The following is a 14,593-nucleotide window of genomic DNA, read 5'->3' on the forward strand; positions in this document are numbered from 1 at the left end:
CCTCATGCTTCCTTGCTTATCGTTGTACCGTCTCCATAACAAAGGCTTCGATAACGTCGCCTTCTTTGAGATCGTTATAGTTATCAAGAGTAATACCACATTCGTAGCCTTGAGCTACTTCTTTGGCATCATCTTTGTAACGTTTCAGTGAATCAAGCTTACCTTCGTAAAGAACAATGCCATCACGAATCAAGCGTGCTTCCGCTGAGCGCGTAATTTTGCCGGAGGTAACCATACATCCTGCAATGGTACCCACTTTACTGATTTTGAACGTGCTCCGAACTTCAGCATGACCGATTACATTTTCTTTGTAGATCGGATCAAGCATTCCTTTCATCGCCTGTTCAATCTCTTCGATTACGCTATAGATGACACGGTGAAGACGAATGTCTACTTGCTCTTGATCTGCAGTTACTTTCGCCTGATTATCAGGACGAACGTTGAAACCGATCACGATGGCATTGGATGCCGCTGCCAAGATAATGTCGGATTCGGTAATTGCACCAGCACCGCTATGAATGATCTTCACGCGCACGCCTTCAACCTCGATTTTTGCAAGTGAACCTTTCAATGCTTCAACAGAACCTTGAACGTCACCTTTGATAATGACATTCAGATCTTTGATCTCGCCATCTTTGATGTGTTGGAACAGATCGTCCAGAGTTACACGTGTGTTGGTACCCAGATCAGATTCACGTTGCGTGATCGCACGTTTGTCAGCGATAGAACGAGCTTTACGCTCATCTTCAAATACCATGAATGGATCTCCAGCACCTGGAACTTCAGTCAACCCTGTGATCTCTACAGGAGTAGAAGGTCCAGCTTCTTTCAGACGGCGACCTTTATCATTCACCATCGCACGTACGCGACCGAAGCAGTTACCTGCTACAAAGGCATCTCCAACTTTCAACGTACCATGCTGTACCAAAATACGGGCAACTGGGCCGCGTCCTTTATCCAGCTCGGCTTCGATCACTGTACCACGGGCACGTTTGTCCGGGTTCGCTTTGTACTCGTTCACTTCAGCAACGAGCAGGATCATTTCAAGCAGACCTTCCAGACCCATTCTTTGTTTCGCCGAAACGTTAACAAAGATGGTGTCACCGCCCCATTCTTCCGGAACGAGTTCATAGTTGGTCAGTTCTTGTTTTACTTTGTCCGGATCTGCACCAGGCTTATCGATTTTGTTAACCGCAACGATAATAGGCAGACCCGCAGCTTTTGCGTGGTTAATAGCTTCAACAGTCTGTGGCATAACGCCGTCATCCGCAGCAACAACGATGATGGTAATATCCGTTACTTGTGCACCACGAGCACGCATCGCTGTAAACGCTTCGTGACCAGGTGTATCCAGGAACGTGATTTTTTTGTTGTTGATTTCTACTTGATAGGCACCGATATGCTGCGTGATTCCGCCAGCTTCGCCGCCCGTTACATTCGTGGAACGAATGGCATCAAGCAGTGTTGTTTTACCATGGTCAACGTGACCCATAATCGTTACAACTGGAGGACGGGATTGCAGATCCGCAGGATCATCGTTCTCTTCCACAGTTTCGAAACGATCGTCTTCAAGCACAATTTTCACTTCAACCTCAACACCGAATTCACCTGCGAGCAGAAGAATGGTATCGATATCAAGCTCTTGGTTAATTGTAGCCATAACACCCATACCAATGAGTTTCTTGATAACTTCGGAAGCATCTTTGTGAAGCAGCTTCGCTGTTTCACCCACAGTCATATCACCACGTACGATGATTTTCTTAGGTGTGTTATCAATTTTCTCGCGTTGTTGGTACTGCTGCTGGTTTCTGTTACGGTTGTTCTTGCCACCACGGTTACCGCGGAAGTTGCCGCCACGGTTGTCATCGTAACGACGTCCGCCGCCGCCACTGTTCGAACGGTTGCCGTTGTTATTACCGGAATTTCCTTGACCGCCTCTGCGCTGACCTTGACCTTGATTCTGTCCTTGGCCACCGCTGCGGTTACCGCCATTGCCAGTGTTGCTTGGCCCAGCGCTTCTCACTTGACCGCCACCACTGTTGTTAGGCCGTTGTCCTGAACCTTGTGGACGTGAAGCTGTGCTGCTTGTTCCGCCTTGTGGACGTGAAGCCGTACTACTTTGTCCGCCTTGTGAAGGTCTGGAACGATTACCTGTTTGTCCGCCCTGGCTGGAGCCTTGGGAAGAGTTCGTTCTGTTGCGGCTATCTTGGCCGCTGGGTCTTTGGGAGCCGTTGTTATTGTTTGAATTTGGTCTATTGTTCATACCTACCTGCTTTTCCTGTTGTATTTTTGTTTGTACGGGACTACCGGATGAATTACTGTTGTTCGGCGTGTTCGCTCCGCCGGCCGGCTTGTTGCTGTCCACTGTTTTTTCACTGCGCACGGACGAAGTAGCGACTGATTTTGCCTCGCTGCTCTGTTTGGATGCTGCAGTGGATTTTATATCTTTAAAAAATTGTTCCACCTTACCCACTGAACCATTCTCCATGACACTCATATGATTGTTTACGGGAATATCCAGTTTTTTAAGAATGGTTATAATTTCTTTGCTACTCATATTAATGGACTTCGCATATTCATAAACTCGCAATTTATCCTTGTTTTCCTGTTTACTCAATATACTCCACCTCCGACATTATACCGACTTGCTTGGAGATCATTTTTGCAAACCCACGGTCCGTTACCGCAAGAACAACCCGCGTTTCTTTACCGATACTTGAACCCAGACTATCCCGGTCAAATCCGATCACCAGCGGAACTTTGTAGGTTCCGCATTTGTCGCGAAATTTCTTCTGTGTATTGGCCGAGGCGTCACCCGCAACAATAACCATCTTAGCTTCGGAAGAACGGATCGCCTTGAGCACGATTTCTTCACCTGTCACCAGTTTGCCTGCGCGCATGGAGAGTCCCAGATAAGACAACGCTTTGTTATTCATCATGATCACGCTCCTGCGCTGCGATGAAATCATCTTCAACAGAAGCGAAATCAGCAGCCAATTGCTCGTAAATTTCAGGTGAAACCTTGCCCTTCAACGCCCGATCCAAAGACCGGTTTTTGAGTGCAAGTTTAAAACAGGATTCCTTGCCGCATAAATAAGCGCCACGTCCGGATTTTTTGCCAGTCAAATCGATCAGCACTTCATCCTCTGGCGTTTTAACGATACGGATCAGTTGCTTTTTGGGCATCATTTCTTGGCACGCCACACATTTGCGCAGCGGTACTTTTTTCTGTTTCATACGTTAGCGCCCCCCCGTGCTTTACTTTAATCGACGGAGACGGAATCTTGGTGCATTTCTGAAGAAGAATCTTTTTCTCTGCCGAATTCCTGTTCCGCCTGGCTCTCGCTCTTGATGTCGATTTTCCAGCCGGTAAGCTTCGCTGCCAGGCGGGCATTTTGGCCCTTGATGCCGATAGCGAGGGACAGTTGATAGTCCGGTACGATGACACGGGCCATCTTCTCTTCTTCAAACACTTGAACTTCCAACACTTTGGAAGGACTCAATGCATTAGCCACATATTCGTCTACCTGTTCGGAGTAACGAACGATGTCAATCTTTTCACCGCGCAGCTCACCCACAATGGTCTGCACGCGCATGCCTTTAGGGCCTACACATGATCCAACCGGATCAACTTCCTCATTGCGTGAATGTACGGCAATTTTGGAGCGGAAGCCCGCTTCACGTGCAACGGAGCGAATCTCAACGACTCCGTCAAAGATTTCAGGAACTTCCAGTTCAAAGAGACGTTTCAAAAGACCCGGATGTGTGCGGGACAAAATGATTTGCGGCCCTTTGGTCGTATTCTCGACCTTAGTGATGTATGCCTTAATACGGTCACCATGAACAAATTTTTCATTCGGCATCAATTCGGTTAACGGTAATGCCGCTTCGATTTTGCCCAGATCGATGTAGATATTGCGCAAATCCTGACGCTGCACCACTCCCGTAACGATATCCTCTTCCTTGTCTACGAAAGCGTTGTAGATCAGGCCGCGTTCGGCTTCACGAATCCGCTGGGTCACTACCTGTTTGGCAGTCTGTGCGGCGATACGTCCGAAATCGCGCGGCGTAACCTCAATCTCCGCAATATCTTCCAGCTGGAAGTGTGGGTTAATTTCACGTGCAGCAGGCAACGAAATTTCGGTGCGTGAATCGAGGACTTCCTCCACGATCAATTTGCGTGCGTATACACGAATAACTCCAGTGTTGCGGTTCATATCAACACGCACGTTTTGAGCGGTGTTGAAATTACGTTTGTAGCTGGAGATTAATGCCGCCTCAATCGCTTCAAACAGCACATCCTTGCTGATCCCTTTTTCCCGCTCCAATTCATTCATTGCTTCAATAAAATCCATACTCATGAATGTTGATCCCCCTTTCAAACATGGCATCTCATACGTAAAACGGCGAAAGGCTCAAAACTCATGAGCACCTTGCCGTTATCGTGAGATGTGTCTTTTTCATTAATAAAGTGAACAAGGCACTTAAAACAGAATGGCCAAGCGCGCACTGGCTACCTTATCATAAGGAACCGTGTACTGCTTCTTGCCTGCTTCGATCACAAGTTCCCCGTTATCAAAGGAAAGCAGTTTACCTTCAAACTCCTTCATTCCATTCACTGCTTCGTAGGTAGTAACAAATACGTTTTTCCCTACGGATTTTGCAACATCCTCCGCTTTTTTCAGTGGACGTTCAGCTCCCGGAGAAGACACTTCAAGGAAATAGACGGTTGGAATCGGATCGTTCTCATCCAGCTTGGCGCTCAGCTGTTCGCTGATCAAGACACAATCATCGATGTCGATGCCACCCTCTTTGTCGACATACACCCGTAAAAACCAGTTGCTGCCTTCTTTGACGTAATCGATGTCAACCAGCTCGAAGCCTTGTTCATTCAAGTAGGGTTGGATCATTTCTTCCACGGTAGATTTAATCTTCGTTGTGCTCAAAACCGATAACCTCCAACTTAGGTTACGCCGACATGTTAAGCCGACAATTTCGTAATACCCAAGATTCTTGTATACCAAAGACTAAAGAGTGGGTTTCCCCACTCTTCAGAAATTCGTACTATCTCGTTCACTTCAGAAATTATAACATAGTCTGGTAATAGTGACAAGTAAGCGATCTTTCAGGTCAATTGCGTACTAATGAAGAAAAAATTACGCAACCTTCTGACAGGCGTTTTTTTGACGGCTTAAGCTTCCATTAAAACAGGGATAATTGATTGCTTTCCGGAAGCCCCCGGAAACAGCCCATGCCAGACAACAGTTCGACAATCGTTTTACTTGCCTTGGATTTTTGCTGAAAATCTTCAATCGACAGAAACTCGCCATGATCTCTTGCCGCCGCAATATTACGTGCTGCATTATCACCGATTCCCGCCAGTGCAGAAAATGGAGGAACCAGTGCATTTCCGTCTACGATAAATTTCGTAGCTTCAGAACGATACAAATCAATCGGCTTGAGTGAGAATCCACGAGCTGCCATTTCCAGAGCCATCTCAAGCACAGGAAGCATGTTTTTTTCTTTTGGCGGTGCCTGGAAACCCAATTGTTCAATTTCAACAATTTTCCGATAGATCGCATCGTACCCCTGACACACCAGCTCGATGTCAAACTCATCTGCACGAACTGTAAAATAGGTTGCGTAGAATTCAATAGGATGATACAGCTTGAAGAATGCAGTACGAACTGCCGAAATGACATAAGCGGCCGCGTGGGCCTTCGGGAACATGTACTGGATTTTGAGACAAGAGTCAATGTACCATTGTGGCACTTTGCAGTTTTTCATCTCATCAATCCACTCCTGAGGCAACCCCCGCCCTTTACGAACACTCTCTGTAATCTTAAAGGCCAGACTTGCATCCATCCCCGCTTTATAGATGAGGAATAACATGATATCATCCCGGCAACCAATTACCGTTTTAATGTTACATGTACCGTTCTTGATCAATTCTTGTGCGTTTCCAAGCCATACCCCTGTTCCGTGGGACAATCCCGAAATCTGCAATAAATCGGCAAAAGACGACGGCTGGGATTCGACAAGCATTTGACGTACAAACTTCGTCCCCATCTCCGGCACACCAAAGGTTGCAACAGGTGAACGGATCTGTTCAGGAGTTACTCCCAGTGCTTCCGTAGAGTTAAACATGCTCATGACTTTTGGATCATTCATCGGAATGGTGGTTGGATCGACCCCGGTCAGATCCTGCAGCATCCGCATCATCGTCGGATCATCATGTCCTAGGATATCCAGTTTCAACAAATTCTCTTCAAAGGCATGATAATCAAAATGCGTTGTTTTCCACTCTGCAGTAACGTCATCCGCAGGATATTGAACAGGAGTGACATCTTCCACTTCAATATAATCCGGCACAACGACAATGCCCCCGGGATGCTGTCCCGTGCTCCGCTTGACTCCTGTACAACCTGAAGCCAGTCGATTCAATTCAGCTCCGCGCCATTTCTTATGATGCTCTTCCTCATATTTCTTGGCGAAACCAAAGGCTGTCTTCTCGGCAACGGTACCAATGGTTCCAGCCCGAAACACGCTTTTTTCACTAAAGAGTACTTTCGTGTAGTTGTGAGCATGTGGCTGGTAATCACCCGAAAAGTTCAAATCGATATCGGGAACCTTGTCCCCCTTAAAGCCAAGGAATGTCTCAAACGGTATATCTTGCCCTTCTCCCTTCAGTCTGCCTCCGCAGTCGGGGCATTCCTTCTCTGGAAGGTCGAATCCACTTGGTACACTTCCGTCCAGGAACCATTCGCTGTGCTTACATTCAGAGTTTACACAGATATAGTGAGCCGGAAGCGGATTAACCTCGGAGATGCCTAGGAAGGTTGCAACAACCGATGATCCTACAGATCCCCGGGAGCCTACCAGATAACCATCCTGATTCGATTTTTTCACCAGACGTTCCGAGATTAGATAGTTGGCGGAGAAACCGTATTTGATTATCGGCTGGAGCTCTTTCTCTAGGCGTGCCACTATGACTTCAGGCAGGTCTTCACCATATATCGACTTTGCCGTATTGTAGCAGGTGTTCCGAATTTCTTCGTCCGCACCTTCCAGTATTGGCGTAAACAGTTTGTCCGGGAACAGCTTGATTTCCTCAAAGCGATCAGCAAGTTCTATCGTATTCGTGACGACAACCTCGTAGGCTTTGTCCTGACCCAGGAACTGGAATTCCTCCAGCATTTCTGCAGTGGTTCTAAAATGGGCATCCGGTTTGCGCTGGTCTTTCAGCGGACTGAAACCGGTAATTCCGTGGATGGTAATATCCCGATAGATTTTATCCCTCGGCTCCAAATAATGCACATTGCCTGTAGCAATAACCGGCTTGTTCAATTTGGCTCCGATATCAACTACTTTACGAACCGCAAGTTTCAGTTCCTCCGGTGTGGCCACAAGTCCCTTGTCCACTAGATGCATATACATCGTGAGGGGTTGAATCTCCAAAATGTCGTAAAACTCGGCGATTTCTTCGGCCTCTTCCAGTGATTTATTCAGAACAGCCTCGAAGAACTCCCCTTTTTCACATCCGGATATAATAACCAGTCCTTCGCGCAAGCCGACCAGTTTGGACTTCGGAATACATGGGACACGCTTGAAGTATTCCGTATGAGACAAGGACACCAGCTTGTACAAATTCTTCTTGCCGACATCATTCAATGCGTAAATCCCGCAGTGGAATGGACGTGTATTCGACAGATCAACCCCAACGTAATCATTCAACCGGTCCAGCATGGTTAAGCCTTTTAACTGGGCTGCATCATTCACAAGTCCATTCAGGATTCCAGCAAGTGCAATCGTATCATCAATCGCCCGGTGATGGCTTTCCAGAGCGACTTTGTATTTGTCAGCCAATGTGTTCAGTCGGTGGTTTTTCATCTTTGGATACAAAAGCCGTGCCAATTCCAACGTATCCAGCACAGGGTTTGGCAGCTCAGGCATACCCAAATTTTTAAGGGACGCCTGGATAAAGCCCATATCGAATCGTGCATTGTGCGCGACCAGCACGCCGTCACCCGCAAACGCAACAAAGTCACGAATGACCGGTTCAAGCTCCGGTGCATCTTTGACCATCTCATCCGTAATGTTGGTCAATTGCTGAATGTTGTACGGAATTCGTTCATGTGGGTTTACAAAGGTGGCAAACCGGTCGATCTCTTTGCCCTCTTGTACTTTGACTGCAGCAATCTCAATAATCTTGTTCTGTGTAACGGATAGACCCGTCGTCTCGATATCGAATACGATGTAGGTCGCTGTTTTCAGATCAATTGGCTGTGGTGCCAAGACAACGGCAACGGAATCATTCACTACATTGGCCTCTAGGCCGTATATCATTTTGATGCCGTTTTTCTTCGCTGCTTTGGCTGCCTCCGGATAGACCTGTACTCCACCGTGATCTGTGACGGCAATTGCCGTGTGTCCCCACTCCGCAGCAGTTTTCACATATTTATCGATGGAGGTTACAGCATCCATGGTACTCATGGTTGAGTGCAGATGGAATTCCACCCGTTTCTCCTGCGCGGTATCTTTTCGTGATGGAGGTGCTTTAATTTCGGTCAGATCCGAAGGGATCATGGCCAGTTCAGGAATTTGCATAAACCGGTCGTACTCTACGCGTCCGCGAACCTTGACCCATTTCCCATTGGCCAGAAGGCTCAAGATTTTAACATCCTCTTTTGTCTTCGCAAACATCTTCATCTGCATCGAATCTGTAAAGTCGGTCAGATAGAAGGTAAACAGCGTATTTCCGTTCCGCAGCTCCTTGCGGTCCAGACCAAAGATCGAGCCCTGAAGCGTAATTTTCTTCTCTTCATCCTGAACTTCCTGCATCGGTACAGCTGGCTCCTTGATCTCATAGCCCATCTGCAAGCGTACATCGCCCTGATCTTCGTCTTCCGGAGCTTCCATTTCGGTCACTTCGCTCATCATCTGTTCGATGACCTGTCGCTCCTCAACCTTCTTCTGCGCCTGGAACTGCTCCATTGCTTCCTTATTGCTTCCCACTTCACCAACTTGTAGTTTAATGCGGAGCGGGAGATGAAAATACTTTTCATAGAAGGTTGAAATCGCTTGATCAATCTGTTTCTTGCGCGCCAGCTCCATCGATGTAGAATCACTCATGGTCAATTGCAGCAAATCTGCTTCACATTCAAAGGTAGTTCGGTTCATCCACCCATTTACGGATGGAATCTCGCGAGTGACCCATTCCAGAAACAGATTCCAATATTCACTGACAATATCACCTGGCTGCACTTGCTCTGTATACTTAAAACCAAATGTAATTTTGGCGATATGATTCATTTTCTCCTGAATATGCAGGCTAAAAGTACGATAGATCGGTGCAGGGACCAACGTATCCTTACAGATCAGGATATGCCATTCCCGGTTGCTGCGATTCGTCTCTACCTGTTCAATCCATCCGTCCAGAAAATAGGGATCGGTCAGACCTGCAGGTAGCTCTGCCTGTTTCATCAACAATTCAAACCGTTTTCGTTTCTCCTCGATTCCACTCATCGTGTTCCTCCTTGTACCCCCTTAAAACATGAAAAGCTTCTGCAATCAAAAATGTCCCCGATCCGAACCCGCACCGACTCATTTTATCCGACAGAAGCCTTCCATTACTTACTCATACGGTGAATATTCCTGTTAATGATGACCTAGTAGGCTCTTGCAAACACTACTGTGTTCTTCGCCTTTTCACCACAAGCCAGGCACGTATGCTTTTCTTCCGCAGGCTGGAACGGAATGTTCCGGCTTGTTGCACCTGTTACTTCTCTTACTTTATCTTCGCAAGCTTCGGAGCCGCACCAGCCGGCCAGCGTAAAGCCGCGTTTATTTTCCATCAATTCCTTCATCTCATCGAGCGTATCTACAGAGTAGAAGTTGTCCGACATAAATGTGCGTGCACGTTCCAGCATATCAGATTGAACCTGATTCAGCATATTCTGAATTTCTTCCACCAGATTCGCCTGCTCTACTACTTTTTTCTCACCTGTGATCCGAGACACAAGCACACATACACCATTTTCCATATCGCGAGGACCAATCTCGAGACGAACTGGAACTCCACGCATCTCGTATTCATTGAATTTCCAGCCTGGACGAACGTCGCTGCGGTCATCCATTTTAACACGAATGCCTGCTTTTTTCAGTTCATCGAACAGTTCGTCCGCACGACCCACAACGGCATCACGCGTTTTTGGCGGTCCAATCGGAATCATCACGACTTGGGTTGGTGCCACTTTTGGAGGAAGTGCCAGGCCACGATCATCTCCGTGTACCATGATCAGCGCACCGATCAAGCGTGTACTTACACCCCACGATGTTGTATACGCATGCTCAAGCACATTTTCCCGGCTGAGATACTGAATCTCAAATGCTTTTGCAAAGTTAGTACCCATGAAGTGAGAAGTTCCGGCCTGTACGGCACGTCCATCTTTCATCATCGCTTCGATGGAGTATGTATCCACCGCACCTGCAAATTTCTCTGAAGGCGTTTTTTGACCACTGATAACCGGGATAGCCAAATACTCTTCCACGACTTCGCGATAGATTTCAAGCATGCGCATCGTTTCTTCACGTGCTTCTTCTTCCGTCTCGTGAGCCGTATGACCTTCCTGCCAGAGGAATTCGCTTGTGCGTAAGAAAGGCAATGTTCTTTTCTCCCAACGAACAACGTTAGCCCACTGGTTGATCAGAACAGGCAGATCACGATAGGATTGAATCCATTTGGAATACATGTGACCAATGATGGTTTCGGAAGTCGGACGAATGGCCAGACGTTCTTCCAGCTTTTCACCACCAGCTTCGGTAACCCAAGGCAATTCCGGGTTAAATCCTTCAACATGCTCTTTTTCTTTTTGGAAAAAGCTCTCTGGAATGAACATCGGGAAATAAGCATTGCGATGGCCCGTTTCGCGGAAACGACGATCAAGTTCATCCTTGATATGTTCCCAGATCTCAAAGCCGTCCGGCTTGAACACAATACATCCGCGAACCGGCGAATAATCCATCAGATCGGCCTTTTTAATAACATCAATGTACCAACGGGAGAAATCCTCGCCCTGTGGTGTGATTTCAGTCACGAATTGTTTATCATTTTCCTTTGACATAAGACTCCAGCGTCCTCCCATAACGACCCTCTCTGCAAATTCAGAGTGTAGTCAAACCATAATTATCCGTTAATTAAACGTAGTATATCATTATATGTTACAGCCAGCATCAGTACAAACAGCATGGCAAAGCCTATAAAGTGAACCATGCCTTCACGGTTAGGATCAACAGGACGTCCTCTCAGCGCTTCAATTCCAAGGAATACCAATCGGCTGCCATCCAGCGCAGGTATTGGCAACAGGTTGAAGATTCCAAGGTACAAGCTCAAAATAGCAGCCCATCTTGTTAGCTGTTCAATGCCCTGTTTGGCAATCTGACCTGTTACTTCAAATGTACGTACCGGTCCGCCAATGTCGTCCATGTTAAACTGATTAATCAGATGTTTGAAACCTTCAAAGATGACTTTTGTGGTATCCACCATGGCTAAACCTGATACTTTGAACGTTTCTGCAAATCCAACAGATCGGGTTGGCAATGTTGGCACGATTCCTACCTTACCACCCTCTTGTCCCTCTACAGTGCGGGGCGTAATCGTTATATTGAACGTTTCATCTCCCCGACGCAGGGTCCATTCCATCGGCTTGTCTTTCGACTCAGCAATCATAGCCACCATTTTTTGCGAATCAATACCTATAGCCGTACCATTGATGGTTTCAATGATATCTCCTTCTTTCAGGTTGGCCTGGTCGGCAGCGCCGCCCTCAAGTACTTCACCGATTTGCAGATTTTTAGGGTTTTCCACAGGAACTCCCGCCATTTGTGCATATACGGCAAACAAGACAAAAGCCAGAATGAAGTTCATCAATGGTCCAGCAAAAATGGCCATCGCCCGTTGTCCAACCGTCTTGCTGCCAAACTGCCGGTCTTTCGGAGCAATTTGTGTTTGTTTACCGCGACTAACGAGCATTGCTTGTGGATGTATGCGGTAGTGTTGTACCTCTCCATCAACATCCAATTGCAGTTTCAACGCATTCTCCATATCAATGGAGATCACTTCACCACGTATTACATTTTTACGATTATCCAATTGGTCCAGATAAATCATTTTCACTTGATCATCCATCGGTCTAACCGCAATGGTCTGACCCTCTTGGATTTCTACAAGCTCGGGGTCTTCACCAGCCATACGTGCATATCCGCCAAATGGAAGCAAACGCAATGTAAACTGGGTCTCGTTTCTTTTATATGAGAACAATTTGGGACCAAAACCGATCGCAAATTCCCTTACAAGAATACCGGCGCGTTTGGCAAAATAATAATGCCCCCATTCATGAACCGTCACGATGACAAAGAACATGAGCACCGTTAGAAATACAACTTGTATGGTTTCCAATCCCTATCCATCCTCCTTCACGGCACGAACCGAAGTCTGTCCCTTTAGATTATCATTATTCCAAGGTGCCGCACAAGAGAATCACTTCTTCCATATTTGTGAGGAAAAAGGATTACAGACTAAAAGCATGTTTACGACTTTCCTGGTCACATCTTGCAATTTCTTCGAGATCAGGATTGTCCACATTGCGGTGTGCATCCAGCACGGAAGCAATAATATCCTCTATTTTAAGGAACGAAATCTCTTTGCGCAAGAAGCGTGCTACAGCAACCTCATTCGCGGCATTAAATGCCGTAGTTGCAGTCCCTCCCATTTTACCACACTCATAAGCCAGTCTTAAACAAGGGAACCGTTCCATATCCATCTCACGGAATTGCAGCTTGCCTGCTTGGGCCAAAGATAGTCGCTGTGCTGGTGAAGGCAGCCGATCAGGATAAGTTAACGCGTACTGAATCGGAACACGCATGTCCGGATTGCCAAGTTGAGCAATGATGCTCGTATCCTCAAATTCAACATAGGAATGTATGATACTCTCTGGGTGAAGCAGCACGTCAATCTGGTCATAGGTCAACCCGAACAGCCAATGAGCCTCTATTACTTCCAAGCCTTTATTCACCATCGTTGCGGAATCAATCGTGATTTTGGAGCCCATCGACCAATTGGGATGCTTCAGGGCATCTTCAACCGTAACATCCCGCAGCTGTTCACGTGAGAAATCGCGGAAAGAGCCCCCTGAGGCCGTAAGGGTAATTCCTGCTACCCGGTTACGGTTTTCTCCGTTCAAACATTGAAATATCGCAGAGTGCTCACTATCGATCGGCAGCAGAGAGACACCTTTTTCCACAGCTCGCGCTGTCACAATATGTCCTGCCGTCACCAGTGTTTCCTTATTGGCAAGCCCTATTTGTTTGCCTGCTTCAATGGCAGCCAGTGTTGATTCGAGCCCTACGCTCCCCATAACAGCTGTCACCACAGTATCTGCGTCTGTCCCGGCTGCCACTTCCACCAAGCCCTCTTTTCCATAGAAGAGCTGCGTTCCCGCAGGTAAGTGCGGGGCGACCGTATCAGCCAATTCTTTGGTACCTACCGATACCTTCTTTGGCCGATAGCGATTGGCTTGTTTGATTAAAAGTTCAGTATTCCCTCCGGCAGCCAGGCCCTCCACCTGAAAAAGCTCAGGATGCATGTCAACGACATCCAATGTTTGAGTTCCAATCGAACCGGTGGATCCGAGAATTGCTATTTTCTTCATGCTGCACCTCATCTTTATTTATCCATTGCGTGCATAATTTCGAATCCATTTGTTATACACGTCTTATGTTCAAAACATTAGTAAGGCAGAAGCATTAGTATATGTACAAATGGAAACACAACAATCCAGCTGTCGCACCGATCCAGAATGCCTCCATGCCCCGGAAGAAGGTTGCCGGAATCCTTAATATTGTACACACGTTTGTAAGCGGATTGGATTAGGTCTCCCATTTGGCCGACTACAGCACATGCGAGCCCAATCAATATTGCTCTCTGCCAAGATAACAAGCCATCCGATAACATCGCAAACACAACAGATGTTACAACGGCAATCACAATACCGCCCAACGCGCCCTCCACCGTTTTGTTAGGACTTATTGATGGCCATAATTTGTTTTTCCCCATAAGCTTCCCAACAAAGTAGGCACCAGCGTCACTGGCCCAGATCGAGCCTAATAATAGGAATGTCCAAAAGAGCCCGTGATGAAGGTGTCTGGACTCAGCAATATAATAAAAACCGATGCCTATATACAGTACACCCAAAAAGAGCATGGCTATTGTATTCACAGGAATCCTGTTCTTGGTTATCACCGAGGCCGTCATTAAAACAAGCATAACCAGCCAACTGATCTGGAACAGCGTCAGCGGTCTGCCTTCCCACACCATTTCCCATGGAAAGACAAGCGCAAAAACACCTACATATCCAATCAGGGCTACACCTGAAAAAGGTTGTACCCCCGTCATTTTCACAAATTCATAATAACCGATGAGAGCCATAAGCAGTACCAGGCCATGATACCAAGGTCCGCCCAGCATGCAAAAACCCAAAAACAACACACCTGCTACTATCCCTGTCGTTAATCGCTGTTTCAACGGCTTCATCCT

At 46.9% G+C, this 14,593-nt stretch carries 10 protein-coding genes; all 10 read right to left on the reverse strand.

Going from position 1 to position 14,593, the window contains the following annotated elements; translation table 11 throughout:
- Window positions 1-16: 16 nt before the first annotated feature.
- Window positions 17-2,617 carry a translation initiation factor IF-2 gene (gene infB, locus PIL01S_RS03355; RefSeq protein WP_127536236.1) on the reverse strand — a complete coding sequence of 867 codons (2,601 nt, stop codon included), beginning with the start codon at window positions 2,615-2,617 and terminating at the stop codon, window positions 17-19.
- Window positions 2,610-2,939 (reverse strand): L7Ae/L30e/S12e/Gadd45 family ribosomal protein, encoded by a 330-nt coding sequence (locus tag PIL01S_RS03360; protein WP_170948040.1) that lies wholly within the window; start codon window positions 2,937-2,939, stop codon window positions 2,610-2,612. Before PIL01S_RS03360 ends, infB begins: the two co-directional genes overlap by 8 nt.
- Window positions 2,929-3,237, reverse strand: a complete 309-nt coding sequence (rnpM, locus tag PIL01S_RS03365; RefSeq protein ID WP_095287722.1) for an RNase P modulator RnpM — start codon at window positions 3,235-3,237, stop codon at window positions 2,929-2,931. Before rnpM ends, PIL01S_RS03360 begins: the two co-directional genes overlap by 11 nt.
- A gap of 26 nt (window positions 3,238-3,263) precedes the next feature.
- Window positions 3,264-4,361 (reverse strand): transcription termination factor NusA, encoded by a 1,098-nt coding sequence (gene nusA / locus PIL01S_RS03370; protein ID WP_095287723.1) that lies wholly within the window; start codon window positions 4,359-4,361, stop codon window positions 3,264-3,266.
- A gap of 123 nt (window positions 4,362-4,484) precedes the next feature.
- A complete protein-coding gene (gene rimP, locus PIL01S_RS03375; RefSeq protein ID WP_095287724.1) occupies window positions 4,485-4,946 on the reverse strand; it encodes a ribosome maturation factor RimP in 462 nt (153 codons plus the stop codon).
- A gap of 256 nt (window positions 4,947-5,202) precedes the next feature.
- On the reverse strand, window positions 5,203-9,525 hold the full coding sequence (locus PIL01S_RS03380) for a PolC-type DNA polymerase III (protein WP_127536237.1): 4,323 nt from the start codon (window positions 9,523-9,525) through the stop codon (window positions 5,203-5,205).
- A 143-nt stretch (window positions 9,526-9,668) separates the two neighbouring features.
- Complete coding sequence (gene proS, locus PIL01S_RS03385; RefSeq protein WP_127536238.1) at window positions 9,669-11,123, reverse strand: proline--tRNA ligase; 1,455 nt, start codon at window positions 11,121-11,123, stop codon at window positions 9,669-9,671.
- A gap of 62 nt (window positions 11,124-11,185) precedes the next feature.
- Window positions 11,186-12,457: an RIP metalloprotease RseP gene (rseP, locus tag PIL01S_RS03390; RefSeq protein WP_127536239.1), complete on the reverse strand. Its 1,272-nt coding sequence runs from the start codon at window positions 12,455-12,457 to the stop codon at window positions 11,186-11,188.
- A gap of 112 nt (window positions 12,458-12,569) precedes the next feature.
- The gene (locus PIL01S_RS03395) at window positions 12,570-13,709 is read right to left on the reverse strand and encodes a 1-deoxy-D-xylulose-5-phosphate reductoisomerase (protein ID WP_127536240.1); all 1,140 of its coding nucleotides are present in this window, start codon (window positions 13,707-13,709) and stop codon (window positions 12,570-12,572) included.
- A gap of 77 nt (window positions 13,710-13,786) precedes the next feature.
- Window positions 13,787-14,581, reverse strand: a complete 795-nt coding sequence (locus tag PIL01S_RS03400) for a phosphatidate cytidylyltransferase (RefSeq protein WP_127536241.1) — start codon at window positions 14,579-14,581, stop codon at window positions 13,787-13,789.
- Window positions 14,582-14,593 lie beyond the last annotated feature (12 nt).

It is taken from the genome of Paenibacillus illinoisensis NBRC 15959 (assembly GCF_004000925.1).
Lineage (GTDB): Bacteria > Bacillota > Bacilli > Paenibacillales > Paenibacillaceae > Paenibacillus > Paenibacillus illinoisensis.

What these genes read in the sequence shown, in the direction of transcription:
- PIL01S_RS03395 (WP_127536240.1), bottom strand. Translation starts at nt 13,709, where the DNA reads ATGAAGAAAATAGCAATTCTCGGATCCACCGGTTCGATTGGAACTCAA.
- nusA (WP_095287723.1), bottom strand. Translation starts at nt 4,361, where the DNA reads ATGAGTATGGATTTTATTGAAGCAATGAATGAATTGGAGCGGGAAAAA.
- PIL01S_RS03380 (WP_127536237.1), bottom strand. Translation starts at nt 9,525, where the DNA reads ATGAGTGGAATCGAGGAGAAACGAAAACGGTTTGAATTGTTGATGAAA.
- proS (WP_127536238.1), bottom strand. Translation starts at nt 11,123, where the DNA reads ATGTCAAAGGAAAATGATAAACAATTCGTGACTGAAATCACACCACAG.
- rnpM (WP_095287722.1), bottom strand. Translation starts at nt 3,237, where the DNA reads ATGAAACAGAAAAAAGTACCGCTGCGCAAATGTGTGGCGTGCCAAGAA.
- PIL01S_RS03360 (WP_170948040.1), bottom strand. Translation starts at nt 2,939, where the DNA reads ATGATGAATAACAAAGCGTTGTCTTATCTGGGACTCTCCATGCGCGCA.